General features: G+C 66.0%; 17 protein-coding genes. 11 read left to right on the forward strand and 6 right to left on the reverse strand.

The window, feature by feature from the left end; translation table 11 throughout:
- The coding region (locus AC3WN8_RS26420; RefSeq protein WP_492672497.1) for a hypothetical protein at nt 1-803 on the forward strand (803 nt) is incomplete at its 5' end.
- 85 nt (nt 804-888) lie between these two features.
- Here AC3WN8_RS26420 and AC3WN8_RS26425 read toward each other — a convergent pair.
- Nucleotides 889-1,653, reverse strand: coding sequence for an SDR family oxidoreductase (locus AC3WN8_RS26425; protein WP_492672498.1), 765 nt, complete (start codon nt 1,651-1,653; stop codon nt 889-891).
- 7 nt (nt 1,654-1,660) lie between these two features.
- Nucleotides 1,661-2,032, reverse strand: coding sequence for a dihydroneopterin aldolase (locus AC3WN8_RS26430; protein WP_492672499.1), 372 nt, complete (start codon nt 2,030-2,032; stop codon nt 1,661-1,663).
- 128 nt (nt 2,033-2,160) lie between these two features.
- On the opposite strand from AC3WN8_RS26430, the gene AC3WN8_RS26435 reads away from it, so the two are divergent.
- The 4 genes from AC3WN8_RS26435 to AC3WN8_RS26450 all read left to right on the forward strand — a co-directional run bounded on the left by AC3WN8_RS26435 (nt 2,161) and on the right by AC3WN8_RS26450 (nt 5,114).
- Nucleotides 2,161-2,703 (forward strand): GNAT family N-acetyltransferase, encoded by a 543-nt coding sequence (locus AC3WN8_RS26435; protein ID WP_492672500.1) that lies wholly within the window; start codon nt 2,161-2,163, stop codon nt 2,701-2,703.
- Between the two features lie 67 nt (nt 2,704-2,770).
- Nucleotides 2,771-3,322 carry a DUF1285 domain-containing protein gene (locus AC3WN8_RS26440; protein ID WP_492672501.1) on the forward strand — a complete coding sequence of 184 codons (552 nt, stop codon included), beginning with the start codon at nt 2,771-2,773 and terminating at the stop codon, nt 3,320-3,322.
- Nucleotides 3,319-3,921 (forward strand): CoA pyrophosphatase, encoded by a 603-nt coding sequence (locus tag AC3WN8_RS26445; protein ID WP_492672502.1) that lies wholly within the window; start codon nt 3,319-3,321, stop codon nt 3,919-3,921. The genes AC3WN8_RS26440 and AC3WN8_RS26445 overlap by 4 nt, the downstream gene beginning before the upstream one ends.
- Nucleotides 3,909-5,114 carry a CCA tRNA nucleotidyltransferase gene (locus AC3WN8_RS26450; protein WP_492672503.1) on the forward strand — a complete coding sequence of 402 codons (1,206 nt, stop codon included), beginning with the start codon at nt 3,909-3,911 and terminating at the stop codon, nt 5,112-5,114. The genes AC3WN8_RS26445 and AC3WN8_RS26450 overlap by 13 nt, the downstream gene beginning before the upstream one ends.
- On the opposite strand, the gene AC3WN8_RS26455 is transcribed toward AC3WN8_RS26450, so the two are convergent.
- Both AC3WN8_RS26455 and parC read right to left on the reverse strand, forming a co-directional pair.
- Nucleotides 5,090-6,841 carry a putative bifunctional diguanylate cyclase/phosphodiesterase gene (locus AC3WN8_RS26455; RefSeq protein ID WP_492672504.1) on the reverse strand — a complete coding sequence of 584 codons (1,752 nt, stop codon included), beginning with the start codon at nt 6,839-6,841 and terminating at the stop codon, nt 5,090-5,092. The genes AC3WN8_RS26450 and AC3WN8_RS26455 overlap by 25 nt on opposite strands.
- A gap of 129 nt (nt 6,842-6,970) precedes the next feature.
- Nucleotides 6,971-9,220, reverse strand: a complete 2,250-nt coding sequence (gene parC, locus AC3WN8_RS26460) for a DNA topoisomerase IV subunit A (protein WP_492672505.1) — start codon at nt 9,218-9,220, stop codon at nt 6,971-6,973.
- A gap of 124 nt (nt 9,221-9,344) precedes the next feature.
- Here parC and AC3WN8_RS26465 point away from each other — a divergent pair, with 124 nt between their 5' ends.
- The 5 genes from AC3WN8_RS26465 to AC3WN8_RS26485 all read left to right on the forward strand — a co-directional run bounded on the left by AC3WN8_RS26465 (nt 9,345) and on the right by AC3WN8_RS26485 (nt 12,185).
- On the forward strand, nt 9,345-9,614 hold the full coding sequence (locus AC3WN8_RS26465; RefSeq protein ID WP_492672506.1) for a CopG family ribbon-helix-helix protein: 270 nt from the start codon (nt 9,345-9,347) through the stop codon (nt 9,612-9,614).
- Nucleotides 9,611-9,916 carry a type II toxin-antitoxin system RelE/ParE family toxin gene (locus tag AC3WN8_RS26470; protein ID WP_492672507.1) on the forward strand — a complete coding sequence of 102 codons (306 nt, stop codon included), beginning with the start codon at nt 9,611-9,613 and terminating at the stop codon, nt 9,914-9,916. The genes AC3WN8_RS26465 and AC3WN8_RS26470 overlap by 4 nt, the downstream gene beginning before the upstream one ends.
- Before the next feature lie 113 nt (nt 9,917-10,029).
- On the forward strand, nt 10,030-10,392 hold the full coding sequence (locus AC3WN8_RS26475) for a hypothetical protein (RefSeq protein WP_492672508.1): 363 nt from the start codon (nt 10,030-10,032) through the stop codon (nt 10,390-10,392).
- Between the two features lie 110 nt (nt 10,393-10,502).
- A complete protein-coding gene (locus tag AC3WN8_RS26480) occupies nt 10,503-11,549 on the forward strand; it encodes an aldo/keto reductase (RefSeq protein WP_492672509.1) in 1,047 nt (348 codons plus the stop codon).
- Nucleotides 11,550-11,666: 117 nt separating this feature from the next.
- A complete protein-coding gene (locus AC3WN8_RS26485) occupies nt 11,667-12,185 on the forward strand; it encodes a CAP domain-containing protein (protein ID WP_492672510.1) in 519 nt (172 codons plus the stop codon).
- Nucleotides 12,186-12,352: 167 nt separating this feature from the next.
- Here AC3WN8_RS26485 and gcvA read toward each other — a convergent pair whose 3' ends face one another.
- On the reverse strand, nt 12,353-13,252 hold the full coding sequence (gene gcvA, locus AC3WN8_RS26490) for a transcriptional regulator GcvA (protein WP_492672511.1): 900 nt from the start codon (nt 13,250-13,252) through the stop codon (nt 12,353-12,355).
- Nucleotides 13,253-13,369: 117 nt separating this feature from the next.
- On the opposite strand from gcvA, the gene AC3WN8_RS26495 reads away from it, so the two are divergent.
- A complete protein-coding gene (locus AC3WN8_RS26495; protein WP_492672512.1) occupies nt 13,370-13,549 on the forward strand; it encodes a hypothetical protein in 180 nt (59 codons plus the stop codon).
- Here AC3WN8_RS26495 and AC3WN8_RS26500 read toward each other — a convergent pair.
- Entirely contained in the window at nt 13,530-14,468 is a 939-nt protein-coding gene (locus tag AC3WN8_RS26500) for a glutaminase (RefSeq protein WP_492672513.1), read from the reverse strand. The genes AC3WN8_RS26495 and AC3WN8_RS26500 overlap by 20 nt on opposite strands.
- Nucleotides 14,469-14,560 lie beyond the last annotated feature (92 nt).

Consider the following 14,560-nt stretch of genomic DNA (forward strand, 5'->3'; position numbering starts at 1 on the left):
TCGCCGCACAGACCCCGTCCGCGCCCTCCGCCGCCCCCTCGGGTTATGCCGCCACGGCATACACCTATGCCGATTTGGCCGATCTTTCGGTCAATGCGCCCGTTGTCATCGACGCTCAGATCAAGTCGGCGATTCGCATCGAGCAGGGTGCACCCGCCAATATGGCCCGTTTCTATGTCGAAGCGACCGTTCGCACGCTGATTCGCGGGCCCGCCGGCAGCCCGGCACTGATCACCTATGTCACCGACGTGCCGCTCGACGCGCGCGGGCGCCCGCCCAAGCTCAAGAAGATGCGCGTCCTGCTGCTCGCGCGTCCCGTCACGGGCAAACCCGGCGCGCTCCAGCTCCTTGCTCCGCACGCCCAGATCCCGTGGAGTCAACCGGTGGACACCCAGCTCCGCACCATTCTGGCCGAACTGACCGCCGCCGGCGCACCGCCCAGGATCACCGGCATTCGCAGCGCCTTTCATGTGCCCGGCACCGTCCAGGGCGAGGGCGAAACCCAGATCTTCATCCAGACCGAGTCCGGCAACCCGGTGTCCTTCTCGATCCTGCGCCGGCCCGGGGAGATCGCGCGCTGGTCGGTCGCGCTGGGCGAGATCGTCGACGAAGCCGCCGGCCCGCCCAAGCCGGGCACCCTGCTCTGGTACAGGCTCGCTTGCTCGCTACCGCCGCAATTGCCCGAGCGCGCGATCGACCCCGGCGATCCGGCCAATGCGGATCGCGCGCGCGAGGATTATCGCGTGGTGCGCGACGGCCTGGGCGCCTGCGAACGCAAGCATCCGGCGATCAAGGTTCGATGAGTCATGCTCATCGAACCTTGATAAAGCCCGCGCGGCGCCTGAGCGTGCCAAGGTGCGGATGCGTCAGCATCCCTGCACATTGCCGTCAGGCCTCGTCGCGCCCCAGATAGAGGAAATCGCGACCGAAGCTGCGCAGGTGCGCGCCGCCGTCGACGAAGATCGTCTGTCCGGTGACCGCACCGGCGCCCGCGAGATAGACGACGGCATCCGCCACATCCTCGGGATCGGGAAGCATGCCCAGCGGCATCTCGCGCTCCAGCCGGACCATCTGCGCGGGCAGATAATCCTCGGTGGGCAGCGTGAGGCCGGGCGCGACCGCGCAGACCCGCGCCTGCGGCGCCAGCGCACGCGCCAGCATGTCGGTGGCGCCGGCCAGCGCGAGCTTGGACAGCGTGTAGCTTGCTTGGTCGCCGGCCGGATGGGCGATCCGCTGATCGAGGATGTTGACGATGACCGCCGGCTGCCCGCTCACCGCGCGCGCCGCCACGTCGCGCGCGAGCAGCACCGGCGCGGCGCTGTTGACCGTGAAATGCGCGAGCAATGTCTCGGCGGTCATATCCTCCGGCCCATCGAGCCCGAACATCGACGCATTGTTGACGAGCAGGGTCGGCGGCTGGCCGAAATGCGTGGCCACGCGCTCGACCAGCCCCGCCACCTGCCCCGCATCGGACAGGTCGGCGGCGAAACCGTCCCAGATCGCGCCCCATTGGGTCAGTCGCGCCCGCAGCGCGGGATCGGGTTCGGGATGCTCGCGCGAATGCAGCGCCAGCGCCCAGCCCGCCTCGGCGAGCCGGCCCGCGATCGCGGCACCCAGCCTGTGGCAGCCGCCGGTGATCAACGCGAGCTTCACCGTCCGCTCATCGCCGGTGCCTGACCAGCGAAATGCCGATCGATTCGCCGGCCTCGGCGATCGCGATCTTGACGATCTCCACCTCGACACGGGCGATGCGGCTGTCCTGCACCATCAGCGTCTCGACGATATGGTCGGCGATCGCCTCGACCAGCGTGAAATGCTGTCCTTCGGGCAGGGCCGATGTCACCGCATGCTTCAGGTCCATGTAGTTTTTCGACGCGGACAAGGGCGTGTCAGGCGCGAAGCGGTCATGACAGTCGATATCGACGCGGACCGAGATCCGCAGCGGCTGGGGAAGATGCGTTTCCTCCGAATAGATACCGGTGAGCACCGGCACTTCGAGATCAAGCACGCGCAACTGAAGACGATCGTCCATCGAGACCCTGTTCCAAGGCTGTTTCGGCCTCCGTATCACGGCTGGCGCGCGATTCACGCTTTTCTTGCGCGGTGGAAACGCTAAATGCCCGCGACCACCGGCCCGAGGGCCTCCACGAAAGGATCAGGGTGTCGCATCCCGCCGAGATCGACGCCGCGAACGCAAACGCGGCGGACGCGATCGATATCGTCCCAATCGCCCATGTCGCGGAAGCGGCGGTCGAGGCATTGCTCGATCACGCCTTCGGCACGGATCGCCACGGGCGTACCGCCTATCGGCTGCGCGCGGGCACACGCGCCATTCCGGCGTTGAGCTTCGCGGCACTGGACGGCGCAGGCGCGTTGCTCGGCACCATCCAGAGCTGGCCGGTGCGGATCGGCGACGCGGCCTTGGTGATGGTGGGCCCGGTCGCGGTGGAACCCGCGGTGCAGCGCGGCGGAATCGGCCGCGCGCTGATGCAGGCGATGCTCGACGCGGCCGATGCCGGCGGATGGCCGCCGCTGATGATGATCGGCGACCCCGAATATTACGGGCGCTTTTTCGGGTTCAGTGCGGACGCGACCGGCGGCTGGATCGTGGACGGCCCGGTCGAGCGTCACCGCTTGCTGGCCCGCGCGCGGACGGGACAGGCCATGCCGGAGGTGGGCGAGATCCTGCCGGCGGCCGAATAGGCCGCAGCGGCCCGCCGCCGACGCGCATGACATTGCGTCCGCCTGCGTCACGCCCTACGTCCGCGCCATGCCTTCGATCGAACCGCCCGCCGACCTGACCGGCCTTTCGCTTGCGGAGATCGCGCAACTCGCCGAAGCCCGCCGCCTGCCGCCCGTCGAAAAATGGAACCCGACGCATTGCGGCGACAGCGAGATGCGGATCGCGCGCGACGGCACCTGGTATCATCAGGGATCGCCGATCGGCCGCGCGGCGATGGTGCGCCTGTTCTCGACGATCCTGCGCCGCGAGCCCGATGGCGGCTATGTGCTGGTCACCCCCGCCGAGAAGCTCGACATCGCGGTCGAGGACGCCCCTTTCGTCGCGGTCGAGGTGAAGGCGGAGGGTGATGCGCTTGCCTTCCGGCTCAACACCGGCGACGTGATCCTGGCCGGGGCGGAGCATCCGCTGCGCGTCGCGACCCGGGCCGATGGCCCCCATCTCTACCTGCACGTTCGCGGCGGGCTCGAAGCGCTCCTCGCGCGTCCGGTCTGGTACGAACTCGCCAACCTCGCCCTCGATCACGACCCGCCCGGCCTTTGGAGCCAGGGGATTTTTTTCGCGATCGGAGAGACGGAATGATACTGGCCGACAGACTGCGCCGCGCGCTCGAGGCCGGGCACAAGGGATCGCCGATCCTGCTGGCGGGCGACAATCGCGACGCCGTGCTGGGCGATCAGGACATATGGGTCCCGGCCGCCGTGCTGGTCGCGGTCACCGACCGCAGCGACCCCGGCGTGATCCTGACCCAGCGGACCGAGACGCTGCGCAAGCATGCCGGACAGATCGCCTTTCCCGGCGGGCGGATCGACACCGGGGATTCGGGCGCGATCGAAGCCGCGCTGCGCGAGGCCGAGGAGGAGATCGCGCTGCCGCCATCGGCCGTCACCATCATCGGCGAGACCGATCCCTATCGCACGATCACCGGTTTCCAGGTGACGCCCGTGGTCGGCGTGGTGCCGCCCGATCTCGCGCTGCGCGCCAATGACGCGGAGGTCGCCGCCGTGTTCGAAGTGCCTTTGTCCTTCCTGCTCGAACCCACCAATCATCTCGAACAGGCGGTGGAATGGCAGGGGCGCGAACGGCATTATTACGAGATCACCTATGGCGAGCGCCGCATCTGGGGCGCGACTGCGGCGATGATCGTCAATCTGGCACGCAGGCTGTCATGGACGGTGTGACGCTGCCCGCCGCCGCGTGGCGCGAACGCGACGGGCTCGATACGCTGCTCGCGGCGCTCGGCGCCGGCGAGGATCTGGCGCGCTATGTCGGCGGCGCGGTGCGCGATACGATCATGGGAATCGCGGTCAACGACATCGACATCGCCACGCCGCTCCAGCCCGAAGAGGCGATGCGGCGGCTGAAACATGCCGGCATCAAGGTGGTGCCCACCGGCATCGCCCATGGCACGGTGACCGCGGTGCTTCCCGACGGGCCGATCGAGGTCACCACGCTGCGCCGCGACGTCTCCACCGACGGCAGGCGCGCCACCGTCGCCTTTTCGGGCGACTGGCGCGAGGATGCGGCCCGGCGCGACTTCACGATCAACGCGCTTTATGCCGATCCGCTGAGCGGCGCGGTGTTCGATTATTTCGGGGGGCTGGCCGATCTGGAGGCGGGCCGCGTCCGCTTCATCGGCGACGCGCTGACCCGGATCGCCGAGGATCATCTGCGCATCCTGCGTTTCTTCCGCTTCCACGCGCGGTTCGGCCGCGGCGCCCCCGATGCGGAGGCCCTTTCCGCCTGCACGGCACGCGCGCGCGACCTGATGGCGCTCTCGCGTGAGCGGATCGCGGACGAGCTGACCAAGCTGCTCGCGCTGGCCGACCCCTTCCCCACCGTCGCGCTGATGCTCGACAAGGGCATATTGGCGCCCGCGCTGCCGGAGATCGACGAGACCGGGCTGGATCGGCTCCGCGCATTGCTCGCGCGCGAGCGGGACACCGCCACAACTCCCGATCCGCTGCGCCGCCTTGCCGCCTTGCTGCCGCCGGACGCCGCCGCCGCGGACGGGGTGGCGGCACGGCTCAAGCTCTCGAACGCGCAGCGCAAGCGCATTGCCGCAGCACTCGCGCCCGAGCCGGACAATCCGGTCGAGGCGCTGTATCGGCTCGGCCATCAGGGCGCGCTCGACCGGCTGCTGCTCAGGACCGATGCCGCGGCGCGATGGGCCGAGATCCGCGATCGCGAGCGGCCGATATTCCCGCTGCGCGGCGGCACTTTGGTCGCGCGCGGACTCACCGCCGGCCCGCGCGTGGCGCAGGCGATGCAGGCGATCGAGCGCCGCTGGATCGAAGAGGGTTTTCCGGGGGAGGACCGCGTCGGCGAACTCGCCGATGCCGAAGTGGCTCAGCTGTTGCGCGCGACCAGATAATCATAGGCCTGATCCGTATCGAGCGGATCGGAATAATAATAACCCTGGCCCGTCGCGCAGCCGAGCGCGGCCAGGGTGCGCGACAGCTCGAAGGATTCGATACCCTCCGCCGTCGTCTTCATCCCCAGCGCATCGGCAAGCGACAGCACCGCGCGGACGATGGCGATCTTGTTCTTGTCGAGCAGCATGCCGGTGATGAAGCTGCGGTCGATCTTCAATATGTCGATCGGCAGCCGCTGGAGATAGGCGAGGCTCGAATAGCCCGTGCCAAAATCATCCATGGCGATGGTGGTATCGAGCGCCTTCAGCCCGTCGAGCACACGCACCGCGCGTTCCGGATCGGCGATGATCGCACTTTCGGTGAGTTCCAGCGTCAGGCGATTGCCCGCGATGCCGGTCGCCGCCAGCACCTCCGCCACGGCCGAACACATGTCGTCGCGCGCGATCTGGATCGCCGACAGGTTGACGCTCATGCGCACCGGCAATGGCGATCCCGCGCGCCTGTCCCATTCGGCCAACGTCCGCGCGGCATTCGCCAGCGCCCAGCGACCGAGCGGAACGATCAGCCCCGATTCCTCGGCGACCGGAATGAAATCCTGCGGGCCGATCGTGCCGTGTTCGGGATGCTCCCAGCGCGCCAGCGCCTCAAATCCCGACACCTGTTCCGATGAAAGGTCGATAAGCGGCTGAAAAGCGAGATGAAGCTGGCCGCCTTCCACCGCGCGACGCAGCTCCGTTTCCATGCTGAAGCGATGACGCGCCAGATGGAATGCGGTGGGCTGGTAGATTTCGATCTTGCCCGTCTCCTTCGCGCGCTTCAGCGCGAACTGGGCGTGGCGGACCAGCTTCTCCACGTCGCTCTGTTCGTCGAGCATCAGCGCGCAGCCGACGCTGCAATCGACCCGGATCTCGAGATCGGTCAGCCGGAAGGGCGATGCCAGCGCCTCCTTGATCCGCCGTCCGACATGAAGCGCGTCGCCCGGTCCGTCGACAAGCCGGATGAGCATGCCGAATTCGTCACCGCCCGTACGCGCCAGGCGGTCGCCGGCGCGCATCGCCTTGAGCAACCGGCGTGCGACGGTGATGATCAGTTCGTCGCCGGCAATGGTGCCGATGCATTCGTTGATCCGGCTGAACCGGACCAGATCGATCACGAGCACCGCGAAATGCCCTTCCTCGTCCGCCGCCTGCTCGAGCAATTCGGTGAAACCGGCACGATTCGGCAGGCCGGTCAGACTGTCGGACAGCATCTCGCGACGAAGATTCTGCTCGGTGCGCACCTGCGCGGTCTGATCGAGCAGAAAGACCATGCAACGTCTTTTGTCGTCGGGCGCATCGACCAGTTGCGTCATCTTGACCGTGAAATGCCGCTGCTCGATCGGGCTGCCGTCATTCCACGAGAACTCGTCGCTCGCCTCGCCGCTCGCCAGAAACGCCCTGATGCGGACGCCCAGGCCATTGCGTTCGAGGATCTGCCCATTCTCTTCGTCCAGGGGCGAGATCGGGGTCTCGTACCGCTTGAAGATCGGGTTGCTGCATTCGACGAAGGGTCTGCCCGCTTTGCTGATCGCGACGAGCGCCGCGGCAATCGGCAATGTGTCGAGAAGTTGTTGACGCGCCTCGAAAAACTGGTGGAGCGGCGTATTGCCCATGCGCAGGCCAAGCGGTAGCTGCGCCGGAATTCCGGCTTGCGGCTCGAGGCGTTTATCGCCCCTGATTCTGGACACCACACGCATGCGGGTTTGAACTAACCCGGATCAGGTAAATTCTTCGTGAAACGAGGTTAATGGCCGCGATGGCTGAAACCCTGTTTCAGAAAGCCCGAACGGGGGTTTCCACCGGCAATGCCCGCGTCCTCAAACGAAGCGATTGTTACGCGGAAAGCCGGTCGGCGGCATCCGCCCGGCGGCACCACGCGCGACACGCCATGGCGTCAGATCGGTCTCGGTCCGGGTACGCCCGGTTTCACCGCCCATCGTCCAGCTCAATCCCTCTTCGAAGCGGAAGGCGATCACGTCCGAAAGGCCGCCGTCGCGATATTTCTGAATGGTGACACCCTGGCCCCGGCCCATCTCGGGAAGCTCGTTCAGCGGAAACACCACCAGCTTGCGATTGTCGCCGATGGCCGCGACATAATCGGCATCCCCGGGGACCGGCCGCACCACCTTCAGCTTCGCGCCTGGGCGGACATTGACGAGTTGCTTGCCCTTGCGCGTCTCTGCCACCGCTTCGGCGGTCGCGGCGACGAAACCGCGGCCGTCCGACGATGCCACGAGCAGCTTGGCCGATGCGGAGGCCGGCATCAGCGCGACGATGCCGGCATCGGCCTCCATGTCGATCATCAGCCGCACCGGTTCGCCGAAGCCGCGTCCGCCGGGCAGTTTATCGCCCCCCAGCGTATAGAAACGCCCGGTATCGGCCGCGAGCAGGATCTTGTCGGTGGTCTGCGCATGAAAGGAGAAAGCCGGCCCGTCGCCTTCCTTGAATTTGACGGCATCGGCGGAAGCGAGGTCGATATGTCCGCGCATCGCACGGATCCAGCCGCGCTGCGACATGATCACCGTGATCGGCTCGCGCTCGATCATCGCCTCCAGCGGAATCTCGCGCGCGGGCGCCGCTTCCTCGATCGTCGTGCGGCGGGCACCCAACAGCGTCTCCGGCCCATAACGGTCACGCAGCACGCCCAGATCGCGCTTGAGCCGGGTGCGCTGGCGTGCCGGACTCTCGATCAGCGCGACCAGCCCTTCACGCTCCTTGGCAAGATCGTCACGCTCCTTGCGGATCTCCATCTCCTCCAGCCTGCGCAATGAGCGCAGCCGCATGTTGAGGATCGCCTCGGCCTGACGGTCGGTCAGCCCGAATTCGGCCATCATCACCGCCTTGGGTTCATCCTCGGTGCGGATGATCTCGATCACGCGATCGAGATTGAGATAGGCGACGAGATAGCCGTCGAGCAGCTCGACCCGATCGTCGATCTTGGCCAGCCGATGCTGCGAACGACGGATGAGCACTTCGATCTGATGTCGAAGCCAGGACGTCAGGACGTCCTTCAGCCCCATCACGCGCGGTGTGCGGTTCGCGTCGAGCACGTTGAGGTTGAGCGAGATCCGCGACTCGAGATCGGTCAGCCGGAACAGGCTTTCCATCAGCATCTCGGGTTCGACGGTGCGGCTGCGCGGCTCGAGCACCAGCCGGATCTTCTCGTCCGATTCGTCGCGGACATCGGCCAGGATCGGCAGCTTCTTGTCGTTGATCAGCGCGGCGATCTGCTCGATCAGCTTGGATTTCTGGACGCCATAGGGAATCTCGGTGACCACCGCGACCCAGGTGCCCCTGCCCTCGTCCTGCTTCTCCCAGCGCGAACGGACACGAAAACCGCCGCGCCCGGTCGCATAGGCCTCCGCGATCATGGCGGAGCTGTCGATCACGATGCCCCCGGTCGGGAAATCGGGGCCCTTCACATGCTCGAGCAATTGCGCCGTCTCGGCTGCGGGCTGGTCGATGAGCAGCATCGCCGCGTCGATCAGCTCGGCCGCATTGTGCGGCGGAATGCTCGTCGCCATGCCCACCGCGATCCCGCTCGCGCCGTTGGCGAGCAGGTTGGGGAACAGGCCGGGCATCACCTCCGGCTCTTCATCCTCGCCATTATAGGTGGGGCGATAGTCGACCGTGCCTTCGTCGAGCCCGGCCATCAGGTCGATCGCGACCTGGGTCAGCCGGGCTTCGGTATAGCGATAGGCCGCGGCGTTATCGCCATCGATATTGCCGAAATTGCCCTGACCGTCGACCAGCGGATAGCGGAGCGCGAAATCCTGCGCCAGGCGCACCATGGCGTCATAGACCGACTGGTCGCCATGCGGGTGATATTTACCGATGACGTCGCCGACGACGCGCGCGCATTTCTTGTAGCCCTGGCTCGGATCGAGCTTGAGCAGCCGCATCGCCCAGAGCAGCCGTCGATGCACGGGCTTCAGCCCGTCGCGCACATCGGGCAGCGACCGTGCGGTGATGGTGGACAGCGCATAGACCAGATAGCGTTCGCTGAGCGCGGTATCGAAGGGCGCGTCGATGATGTGGTCGAGGGGGTCGGAAAATTCGGTGGCCATAGACAGGCGATAGCAGCGCAGATTCGACGTGGCGAGGGGTACAACGTCGCAACCATGGACTGGTCGATTGCGCGGCGAGGCCTGAGCGATTATATTTCAATCATATCGATTACGGATGATTGAGATGAATGCACCGACCAAAGTCGTGACCGCGCATGTTCCGCTCAACCTGGCGGAGAAGGTGGATGCAATGGCAGCACGGCTCGATCGATCGCGTGGCTGGGTGGTCAAGCAGGCTCTCTCTGCCTGGGTCGATCAGGAGGAGGAGCGTCACCGAATGACCCTCCAGGCATTGGCCGATGTCGATGGCGGGCGCGTGATCGATCATAGCAATATTCTCGCCTGGGCGGACAGCCTGACGACCGACGAGCCGCTGCCGCCGCCAGCCATATGAAAATCCGCTGGACCGGCGCCGCCTCGGACGACCTGGTCCGCCTCCACGCCTTTCTGGCCCCCGTGGCGCCCGAAACAGCCACCCGGATCGTCCAGCAATTGGCGCGGGCACCGGATCGCCTGATCGCCTTTCCCAGGATCGGGGAGAAGCTGGAAGGGTATGAACCGCGTGAAGTCCGCCGCGTCATCGTTGGCAATTATGAGCTCCGCTACGAGATCGCCGATATGACGATCTTCGTCCTCCGATTGTGGCATAGCCGGGAGGATCGCCCCATCGCGACCGGGGAAGGGATGGGCCAGTAGGAGCAGAGGTTTCTGCAGCCCTGTACGATCGCCACCGCGAGGCTTTCGCCGGCCCGCCCTTTCTGCGCCACATTCGCATGTGAGGCTGCATGCTCGACGGTCGGGAGATCCGCGTGGCAGCCTTTATCCTGTTCAGCCTCCAGGCCGCTGCTGCGCTGGCCGACCCTGGCATCCCCGCCGATTTCGACCTGCGCAAGCTCCCCGAACATGAAGAACCGCTCGACGTCACCGGATCGCGGCATTGCCGATCGGAGGATGGCCTTGAGATCGTCGTCTGCGCCCGCCGCAGCGGCGAGCAGCGCCATCGGCTGCCTGCGCTTCCGGACGCCGCTTACGCGGCCGAACCGGTGCGCGCCGAGATGGGGGCGTTCGGCAACAGCAAAGTCGCGATCGACGTGGAGAGCGCGACGATCGGCAGCGGGGCAAGCGCCGTCCAGAGCAAGCGCGCGATGATCCGGCTCAAGACACCATTCTGATCGCGTTTCCGAGCGTGCGCCGGCCCGGATAAATCTGCGCGCGCGGCTTGGAGCGCGCACCGGCACCTCCTATCTCCGCACCGTCCTTCCTCCGGCTCTGGAGACCTGCCATGCGCTACAATCAGTTCGGCAATACCGGCCTGTTCGTTTCGGAAATCTGCCTCGGCGCCATGACCTTCGGCGCGTCGAGCCAGGAGAGTCTGTGGGGTCAGATCGCCGGACTCGACCAGGACGGCGTCGATCGCATCGTCGAACGCGCGCTGGCCGCCGGCGTCAATTTCATCGACACCGCCAATGTCTATTCGGGCGGCGAATCCGAACGGCTGCTCGGCCAGTCGTTGCGCAACCTCGGTGTCAGGCGCAGCGATGTCGTCGTCGCGACAAAGGCATTCGGGCGCATGGGGCCTGGCCCCAACGACGCCGGCGCGTCGCGCGGGCACATCATGGATGCGGTGGAGCAAAGCCTGGAACGGCTGCAGACCGATCATATCGATCTCTACCAGATCCACGGCAATGACAGCGTCGCCGGCATCGAGGAGACATTGCGCGCGCTCGACGATCTCGTGAGCCGCGGCCTCGTCCGCTATGTCGGCGTGTCCAACTGGGCGGCCTGGAAGATGATGAAAGCGCTCGGCATCTCGGAACGCCGCGGCTTCGCCCGGTTCGAAAGCGCGCAGGCCTATTATTCGATCGCCGGCCGCGACCTGGAGCGCGAGATCGTGCCTTTCCTCGAATCCGAGAAAATGGGGCTGATGGTCTGGTCGCCGCTCGCCGGCGGACTCTTGTCGGGCAAATACGGCCCGGGCGGCAGCGAAGGCGAAGGCCGCCGCGCCAGTTTCGACTTCCCGCCGGTCGATCGCGACCGCGCCGACCAGGCGATCGCGGTGATGCGCGAGGTGGCGGCCGCCCATGATGCCACCGTTCCGCAAGTCGCACTGGCATGGATCCTCGCCAAACCCTTCGTCACCAGCGTCATTATCGGCGCGAAGCGGATCGATCAGCTCGACGACAATCTGCGCGCGTCCACACTGGCCCTGACCGCGGAGGACATGACGCGCCTCGACACGGTGAGCGCGCTTCCCGAGGAATATCCCGGCTGGATGTTCTCGCGCCAGGGCAGCGGCCGGGTGCCGGAGCCCTTCGTGCCGAAAGGCTGAATCACAAACACCCCTAACGCCCCGTTCACCGCCCCCGGTCACCAATAGCCAATATCCCGTCCCCTTATACTGACTCCCGCGCGCGTCCTGGGGGATCGCGCGCATGGGGACCAGGATATGACGAAGCGGACATGGCTGGCGAAGACCGCGCTGTTGCTGGGGCTGGCCCCGGCACTGATCGGCGCGGTGGCGGCGGATCGCGATACGCTGATCCTTGCGTCGCATAATCGCGAGCGCGCCATGCTCCACCTGCCTGCCATGCATTGGGATGCGAAGCTCGCCGTCGATGCGCGCGAATGGGCGCAATATCTCGCGGCGAGCGGCGAGTTCGAGCATTTCGAGGAAGAGTCGGACGATCCCAATGCCCAGGGCGAGAATCTGTGGATGGGCACGCGCGGTGCGTTCAGCCCGGAAACGATGGTCGGCCACTGGGCGCAGGAAAAGAAGGATTTCGTCTACGGCACCTTCCCCGACAATAGCCGCACGGGCGATCTCGAGGATGTCGGCCATTATACCCAGATCGTCTGGCGCGACACCGGCGCCGTCGGTTGCGCGATCGTCAGCAATGACGAGGACGATTATCTGGTCTGCCGCTATGCGGCGAGCGGCAATGTGATGGGCGAACGGCCCTATTGAGGCTGTTTGACATCATACCGGCGAAAGCGAGACCTTGGCGCGCGGCGACGGTGCCCTCACTATGTCATCCTCGCGAAAGCGGGGATCCCGCTTCTTCTTCTCTCTTCGGATACTTCACGGAAAAGCTGGATACCCGCTTTCGCGAGGATGACGGGTTGGATTAGTCCCTACACCTCCCGCCCCGCCTGATCCTTCGCGATCTCCGCCAGCAGCCATTCGCGGAAGCGCTTGATCTTCGGTACGTTGCGGCGCTGTTCGGGGCAAACCAGCCAATAGCCATAGCCGCGCGAGGAAAGCTGGCCGGACAGTCGCACCAGCCGCCCTTCGGCCAGATCGTTGCGCCAGAAGAAGGGCGTCAGCATCGCGACGCCTTGCCCCGCCATCGCGGCATTGCCTTCATTGGCCTGTGAATCGAGGCGCACGCCCGGCTTGATCGTGCCATCGGGCACGTCGACGCCCGCCTCGCGCAGCCAATAGGCCCACCAGGGATCCTGCGGACTGATCAGCGGAAGGTCGAGCAGGTCGGCGGGTTCGATCCTGCCGCCATGGCGCGCCAGGAATTCGGGGCTGCACATCGGCGTGAAATCGATGCGCAGCAGCAAGTCCGTCGCCAGCCCCGGCCAGGAGCCAAGCCCGACACGCACCGCGACGTCGACATCGTCGGTGAAATCGGTGAGCGCGTCATTGGCCAGCAGCCGCACCGCCATGTCGGGATGCTGGACCTGGAATCCGCCCAGCCGCCAGGCGAACCACGTGTTGGCAAAGGTCTGTGAGGTTGAGATCGTCAGCATCGACTCGTCCTCCGAACGGACGGTCGCAAAGGCGCTGTCGAGCGTGTCGAATGCGCGCGACACCAGGGGCGCGATGCGGCGCCCTGCCTCGGTCAGCGTCACCTGTCGCCGGACGCGGTGGAACAGCGCGACGCCCAGCCGCTCTTCGAGCAATTTCATCTGATAGCTGACCGCCGCCTGGGTCATGCCCAGTTCGTCCGCGGCGCGCGTGAAATTGCCGTGACGAGCGGCGGCTTCGAACACCCGGACGGCAGCGAGAGGCGGCAAGCGACGCATCGCCTATTCATAAGGCAGCCTTATGATCTCGGTCCAGCCTTTTGTTGGCGCGACGCCCGTCAATTCGCCATTTGGGTGTCAGCCGGAAGCCTCCGGAATTCATGAAAGGAACATCCCATGCGCGATGCTTATGATGCCCGGATGTGGGCGGACCACCACCAGTCCTTCACTGCCACGATCGGCAGGGCGATCGACGCGACCATGGTCGCGCTGACCAAGCTGAACGAGATTCAGTTCGCCGCACCGTGGCAGGTGCGTGCCAAGCCGGTTCGCAAGACTATCCGCCCCGCGCGGTGAAGACGGACCAGCCGGTGGCGTCCGACAGTCGTTCCAGGGCCAACGAACCGAGCTGAGAATTGCCGCGGTCGTTGAGTCCTGGCGACCAGACCGCGATCGACGCCTCCCCCGGCACGATGGCGAGAATGCCGCCGCCGACCCCCGATTTACCCGGAATGCCGACGCGAAAGGCGAATTCGCCCGATCCGTCATAATGGCCGCAAGTGAGCATCAGCGCATTGATCCGCCGCGCGCGGAGCGCCGGGACCACCAGCCGCCCCGTGCCGGGATGCACCCCGTCATGCGCCAGGAACCGTCCGGCCATGGCGAGCTGCCGGCAGCTCATCGCCAATGCGCACTGATTGAAATAGACGTTGAGCGCATCCTCGACGCGCCGCTCCATATTGCCGAACGCCTTCATATAATTGGCCAGCGCGATGTTGCGGAACCCGGTCTCCGCCTCCGATCCCGCGACCTCCATGTCGATCTCTATATGGTCGTCATCGGCGAGGTAGCGGACGAAGCGCAGGATCTCGCCGATCGTCGCGCGCGGATCGCCGCGGCCGAGCACCACATCGCTCACCACCAGCGCGCCCGCGTTGATGAACGGGTTGCGCGGAATGCCATGCTCCTGTTCGAGCTGGACGATCGAGTTGAATGCGGACCCTGACGGCTCCCGCCCTACCCGCTTCCACAGCGCCTCCCCGACCTTGCCGAGCGCCATCGTCAGCGTGAACACCTTGGAAATGCTCTGGATCGAAAATGCGGCATCGGCCTCGCCCGCCATGAAGAGGCGCCCATCCGCCGTCGCCACCGCAATGCCGAAGCGCTTCGGATCGACCTTGGCGAGCGCCGGAATATAATCCGCCACACGACCGCGATCCGGCGCGCCAGCGATCTCGTCGGCGATCGCATCGATGATGCGTTGGATATCAGGCACACCGCCTCCCCTTCATCGCTCCCTTAACCACTTCGCGGCCGCGCATCACCCGATTTGCGCGCGTGGCCTATCAGCAACAGCTCATCGACATA

The organism is Sphingobium sp. FW305-3-2-15-F-TSA7 (assembly GCF_058787155.1).